4 protein-coding genes and 2 rRNA genes (1 of these 6 only partly in view) are annotated in these 6,404 nt (G+C 39.7%); all 6 read left to right on the top strand.

Annotated elements, in window-relative coordinates; translation table 11 throughout:
• Positions 1–1,171 (top strand): 23S ribosomal RNA (locus tag ACA100_RS02735); it begins 1,738 nt to the left of the window's first position.
• A 117-nt stretch (positions 1,172–1,288) separates the two neighbouring features.
• A 5S ribosomal RNA gene (gene rrf / locus ACA100_RS02730) occupies positions 1,289–1,404 on the top strand.
• Between the two features lie 137 nt (positions 1,405–1,541).
• Positions 1,542–2,528: an HlyD family secretion protein gene (locus ACA100_RS02725; RefSeq protein WP_481078479.1), complete on the top strand. Its 987-nt coding sequence runs from the start codon at positions 1,542–1,544 to the stop codon at positions 2,526–2,528.
• Positions 2,529–2,543: 15 nt separating this feature from the next.
• On the top strand, positions 2,544–3,713 hold the full coding sequence (locus tag ACA100_RS02720; RefSeq protein WP_481078478.1) for an ABC transporter permease: 1,170 nt from the start codon (positions 2,544–2,546) through the stop codon (positions 3,711–3,713).
• Positions 3,706–4,884 carry an ABC transporter permease gene (locus ACA100_RS02715; RefSeq protein WP_481078477.1) on the top strand — a complete coding sequence of 393 codons (1,179 nt, stop codon included), beginning with the start codon at positions 3,706–3,708 and terminating at the stop codon, positions 4,882–4,884. The genes ACA100_RS02720 and ACA100_RS02715 overlap by 8 nt, the downstream gene beginning before the upstream one ends.
• 66 nt (positions 4,885–4,950) lie before the next feature.
• Positions 4,951–6,381 (top strand): prephenate-dependent tRNA uridine(34) hydroxylase TrhP, encoded by a 1,431-nt coding sequence (trhP, locus tag ACA100_RS02710; RefSeq protein WP_481078476.1) that lies wholly within the window; start codon positions 4,951–4,953, stop codon positions 6,379–6,381.
• The last annotated feature ends 23 nt before the right edge of the window (positions 6,382–6,404 follow it).

Below are 6,404 nucleotides of genomic sequence, written 5' to 3'. Positions count from 1 at the left end.
TAAGCTTGAGAGGGCCGCAGTGAAAAGGTGGCTGCAACTGTTTATCAAAAACACAGGACTCTGCAAACACGAAAGTGGAAGTATAGGGTCTGACGCCTGCCCGGTGCTGGAAGGTTAATTGATGGGGTTAGCGGTAACGCGAAGCTCTTGATCGAAGCCCCAGTAAACGGCGGCCGTAACTATAACGGTCCTAAGGTAGCGAAATTCCTTGTCGGGTAAGTTCCGACCTGCACGAATGGCGTAATGATGGCCACACTGTCTCCACCCGAGACTCAGTGAAATTGAAATCACCGTGAAGATGCGGTGTACCCGCGGCAAGACGGAAAGACCCCGTGAACCTTTACTATAGCTTTGCAGTGGATTTTGAATCTTTTTGTGTAGGATAGGTGGGAGGCTTTGAAACTCAGACGCCAGTTTGAGTGGAGCCATCCTTGAAATACCACCCTGAAATATTTGAAATTCTAACCTAGGTCCATTATCTGGATCGGGGACATTGCATGGTGGGTAGTTTGACTGGGGCGGTCTCCTCCGAAAGAGTAACGGAGGAGTGCGAAGGTACCCTCAGCGCGGTCGGAAATCGCGCTTTTGAGTGCAAAAGCATAAGGGTGCTTGACTGCGAGACAGACAAGTCGAGCAGGTACGAAAGTAGGTTTTAGTGATCCGGTGGTTCTGTATGGAAAGGCCATCGCTCAACGGATAAAAGGTACTCCGGGGATAACAGGCTGATTCCGCCCAAGAGTCCATATCGACGGCGGAGTTTGGCACCTCGATGTCGACTCATCACATCCTGGGGCTGTAGTCGGTCCCAAGGGTATGGCTGTTCGCCATTTAAAGTGGTACGCGAGTTGGGTTCAGAACGTCGTGAGACAGTTCGGTCCCTATCTGCCGTGGGCGTTGGAAATTTGAAGGGAGCTTCTTCTAGTACGAGAGGACCGAAGTGGACGTATCTCTGGTGTTCCGGTTGTCATGCCAATGGCATTGCCGGGTAGCTAAATACGGACGGGATAACCGCTGAAAGCATCTAAGCGGGAAGCCCACCCTAAGATTAGATTTCCCTAGAGGTTTAACCTCTCTAAAGGTCCGTCGGAGACTACGACGTTGATAGGTTGGGTGTGTAAGTGCAGTAATGCATTGAGCTAACCAATACTAATGACCCGTGAGGCTTGACCATATAATAGGTCTCAGAATTGTAACACAATAATGTCGATATACGACGCAAGCGAAAGCTAACCAACTAAACCAAAGAATGCTGTTGCGGTGTTGATAATAACATCCAACCACCAGTTTTCCTGGAGACAATAGCGCTATGGTACCACCTGAATCCATTCCGAACTCAGAAGTGAAACGTAGCTGCGCCGATGATAGTGTGGGGCCTCCCCATGTGAAAGTAGGTCATCTCCAGGGTCTAACATGAATAGCCCACTCATTGAGTGGGCTTTTTCTTTGTGTGAAAGAAAATCTGAGAAAAGATATCAAATAACAATAAATGTTCTATACTGTAACGATATAACCCAAAGATTAAAATAATTTAGGAAAGTATTATGCAAAAAATGACACGTACATTATTAGGTTTAGGTATTTTATTAGTAGGATTGGTTATAGTGCTCTATCTTGTTTCACATCAACAGAAAGAATTTGTGATTCAGGGAGAAGTTGAAGCTAATCGTGTTGATATTTCAGTACGTGTTCAAGGACGAGCAAAAGAGATTTTCTTTGATTTGGGTGATAATGTTAAAGAGGGAGATACTTTAGTTATTCTTGAAAATCCAGCTTTGTTGGCCCAGCAAATCACAGCCGAGGCACAATATAACGTGGCAGTTGCTAATCGTAATGTGGCATATAGTACGAGACCTGAACAAATTGAAATTCAAAAAGCATTATTAGCATCAGCGGAAGATGGCGTGACATTGGCAAAACAGAGTTTTGATCGTGTACAAAAAGCAATTGCAAAAGGTGGCGTGTCGCAACAAGTTTTTGATGAAACTAAAACAAGTTATGAAGTTGCATTAAAGGAAAAACTAGCAGCAGAAGCAAGCTTACAGCTGGCTGAAAATGGTGCAAGCATTGAAACTAAACATTTGGCAGATGCACAAGTGGCACAGGCAAAAGCATCTATGAATCAAGTGAATACAGATGTAGAAACTTTGATTGTTAAAGCGACAGCTCCAGGGCAAGTAACAGCAAAAGTTGCAGAAGTTGGCCAATTATATAATCCAGGTACACCGTTATATTCATTGATTGATTTAAGTGATATGTGGGTAACATTCAATATTCGTGAAGACTTTTTGGAAGCTGCAAAAATTGGTGATATTTTTGAGGTGGAAATTCCAGCATTACAAGAAACTATAGAAGTGAAAATTACAGCTTTAAATGCATTGGGGCAATATGCTAATTGGCGCGCAACGAAAGCAACGGGTGAGTTTGACTTGCGAACTTTTGAAGTGCGTGCAAAACCTGTGAATAAGTTGGCGACTTTACGCCCAGGAATGAGCGTAATTGCAAAATGGAATACGCGTAAAGCTCAATAATTGGGCGGTATGTCTATGAAAAATAATTTTTTCTTCGCATTTTGGCGTGAATTTAAAATCATATCGAAAACAAAGCCTTTAATGGCTTCAGTTTTCTTTTATCCTTTGATTATTATTTTTGGCATGATGTATATGTTTAATGCCGAAGTGATCACCAAAGTGCCAATTTCTGTCGTAGATTTGGATAAAACGCAAGCATCTCGAGCATTGATTCAAGATGTTTCTGCTGCGCCTTCCGTGAATGTTGCTATGCGAAATGATAATCTTCATGATGCAAAATCAGCTTTATTGAAAGGTGATATCTTCGGCATAGTATTGATACCCACTGATTTTGAGAAACATATGTTGGGTAATTTACAACCAGAAATTACAGGTTTCAGTAACTTGCAATATATGGCGCTTGGTAATACTTTAAGTGTAGGTTATATGCAAGCATTTGGTACAAGCTTATTGACTATGCAAGCAGATAAACTAAGCACTCAAGGCATCACGGCACAATTAGCCATGCAAGAATTATCTCCAATTGCAACGGATATGCATCCTGTCTTTAACCCAACATTGAACTATACATACACATTAGTTAATGGCATTGTGCCAACGTTGTTACAAATTATTGTAATGATGTCGATCGCATATACAACAGTTCAGGATAAATATGGCAATCTTGGTATTTTGGGAATATTGCGCATGAATAATGACAGCATTTTCCAATTTGTGGTGAATAAGATTGCGCCTTATACATTGATCTTTATTATGTCATTGTTCATCTTAGATATTGGATTAATCACATTCTTTGATTTACCGTTTACTGGATCAGTGCTTTTACAGATATTGGCATCTTTTGTATTCATTGTTAGCGCATCTTTGTGTGCAATTGTTTTTACATTATGGCTGCCTCAAAGATCTTTAAATTATGGCTCAGTGAGTATTTTTGCATCACCTGCATTTGGTTTTACAGGTTTATTTTATCCAAGGCTATCGATGGATATGTTTGCTCAAATTTGGGGAGCAATTTTACCCATCACATGGTATATCGAAGCAAGATTGGATCAAACATTGCGTGATGCAGGGTTGTTAACATCGTTGAAATCGATCATTGCCATGATGTTAATTGGGATCGTTGCTTATGGATTAATCGTGTTGAAAATCACATTGCTAAAGAAACAGGAGGCAAAAAATGTTTAAAACTTTTTTAGCCGTGATGCTCAATGAGCTCAAGCAGATATTTCGTATTAAAGAAGTGACATCTGTGTTGATTATGGGATTGGTGACTTATTTTTTCTTCTATCCGATCCCATATAATAATGAAGAAGTGCGTGATGTACCAATCGCTGTGATGGATCAAAATCAAACGACAATGAGCCGTGAATTATTGCGTAATTTAGACGCGACAGATTCCTTAAAAATTGTAGATGAAGTTGAAAATATTGGTGAAGCTAAAGAACTGCTCAAACAGCGCAAAATTTATGGGATTATCGTCATTCCTTTCGAGTTTGAGCAAAATATCTTAAAAGGTCATCGAGATGCAGTTGTATTTTATGGTGATGCAAGTTATGTGATGATTTATAACAGCGCAGCAACGGCAGTTTCTTCGGTTGTGATGGCAATGAATCGTAATATTTTGGTGGATAAACAGATCGCGATGGGCGTAGATCCTGCCATTGCTATGGGGAATAGCGCACCTTTTAATCCTGTAAATGTACAGTTATTTAATCCGCAAGCGGGTTATGCAACTTACATTATTCCACCTGCATATGTGTTGATATTACATCAAAGCTTCTGGTTGGGGATTATGTTGGCTTGCGTGTTAAGTAGACGTTCACAATTTGATTTAGATTTAGTTAAACAAACTTCATTATCCATAGGAAAATTAGGCTTTGCCGCCTTGTTTGGTAAATATGTCGCGTATCTTTTCTATGCGTCGTTTGGTTATTGGATTTTTATGTTATTTGCACCTTCGTGGTATCAATTACCGAGATTAAGTAGCATCATTGATTTAGCAGTATTTGGATTTTTCTTTTTGAGTGCTGTGATTATGTTGGCTTTAGGCATGTCGGCACTATTTAAGAAAATGGATAATATCTTTTTATTGATTTTGCCATTTAGCATGATTTTCTTCTTTTTCTCGGGAATGTCATGGCCACAATATTTGATGCCAGATTTATTTATCGTCATTGGCAAAATATTACCATCAACATCAGCAATAGAAGGATTGGTGCATTTGAATCAGATGGGCGCAACATTAGAGCATGTTAAGTCTCAATTGATGAATTTAATTGTATTGATTGCAGCTTATGGCACCATTGCTTATTTTGTCATCGTGAAATATTTCACGAAGTTAAAGCAGGAGCAATAAATTATTTTTCAGGTATAATATTCGCCTTTTGGCTATATGCCTTCATCCCCTGAAAGGATAATTTTTATGACAAAACGACAAGTTGAATTGTTAGCGCCTGCGGGCACATTTGAAAATTTACGTTATGCATTTGCATATGGCGCAGATGCTGTTTATGCGGGTTTACCTCGTTATAGTTTGCGCGTGCGTAATAATGATTTCAAAAATGAAGAGCGCATGAAAATGGGTATCGATTATGCTCATGAACATGGTAAAAAGTTATTTGTTGCATTGAATACAATGCCGCATGGTGCAAAGCTTAAAACATTCGTAGATGATTTAGCGCCCATCATTGAATTAGGACCAGATGCTTTAATCATGGCGGATCCTGGTTTAATCATGATGGTTCGTGAGCGCTGGCCAGAAATGGACATTCACTTGTCTGTACAATCGAATGCGGTAAATAGTGCAACTGTTAAATTCTGGCAGAAGCAAGGTTTAACGCGTGTAATTTTATCTCGTGAATTATCATTGAATGAAATCCATGAAATTCGTCAAGAATGTCCAGATATGGAATTGGAAGTATTCGTTCATGGTGCATTGTGTATCGCATATTCAGGTCGTTGTTTGTTATCAGGTTATTTTAATCACCGTGATGCAAACCAAGGCACTTGCACAAATGCTTGTCGTTGGAATTATGGTTTAACGGATGCGAAAGAAACAGCAGAAGGCGAGTTAGTACCTAAGAATGCTGATTTAGTGAATATCTATACTGGCGGTAGCAATCATGTTCAGCCTAAAGAATCTGATGATCCAATGAAATATCTTCAAGATGAATTGAATCGTTCAGCATTTGATGCGCCTGAAGGTTACAATCCTCATCCTGAAGCTGATCGCTCATATTTGATCCAAGAAAATAGCCAACGTAAAGGCGAATGGATGGAAATCAGCGAAGATGAAAATGGCACATACATCATGAACTCACGTGATTTGCGTGCAATTCACCATGTTCAGCGTTTGATTGAAATTGGTGTTGATTCATTGAAAATCGAAGGTCGTACAAAATCACCTTATTACGTTGCACGTACAGCACAATTGTATCGTCAAGCAATTGAAGATGCTGTTGCAGGCCGTGAATTCAATCCTGAGTTATATGGCAAGTTAGATGGTTTAGCAAATCGTGGTTATACAGAAGGCTTCTTACAACGCCATATGCCACATGCTTACCAAAACTACTTAACAGGTAATAGTATTCATTCTCGTCAACAATATGTTGCAGAAGTAAAATCATACGATCCTGAAACTGGTATCACAGTATTAGAAGCTAAGAACAAGTTTGCAACAGGAGATCGCATTGAGATCATTAATCAACATGGTAACCGTGAAGTTGTGTTGGGTGAAATGAAGAATGATAAAGGTGAAGTGATCGATGTTGCTCGTGGTTCAGGTTATATCGTTCATACAAATATCGGTCCTGTTGATGAGATGACGATGATTGCTCGTTACTTATACGAATAATTAGTACAAGTAATATTGTTTAG

Source organism: Wohlfahrtiimonas sp. XWW7 (assembly GCF_056716055.1).
The sequence above is the reverse complement of the archived record's forward strand: the minus strand, read 5'-3'. Positions and strand labels throughout refer to the sequence as shown.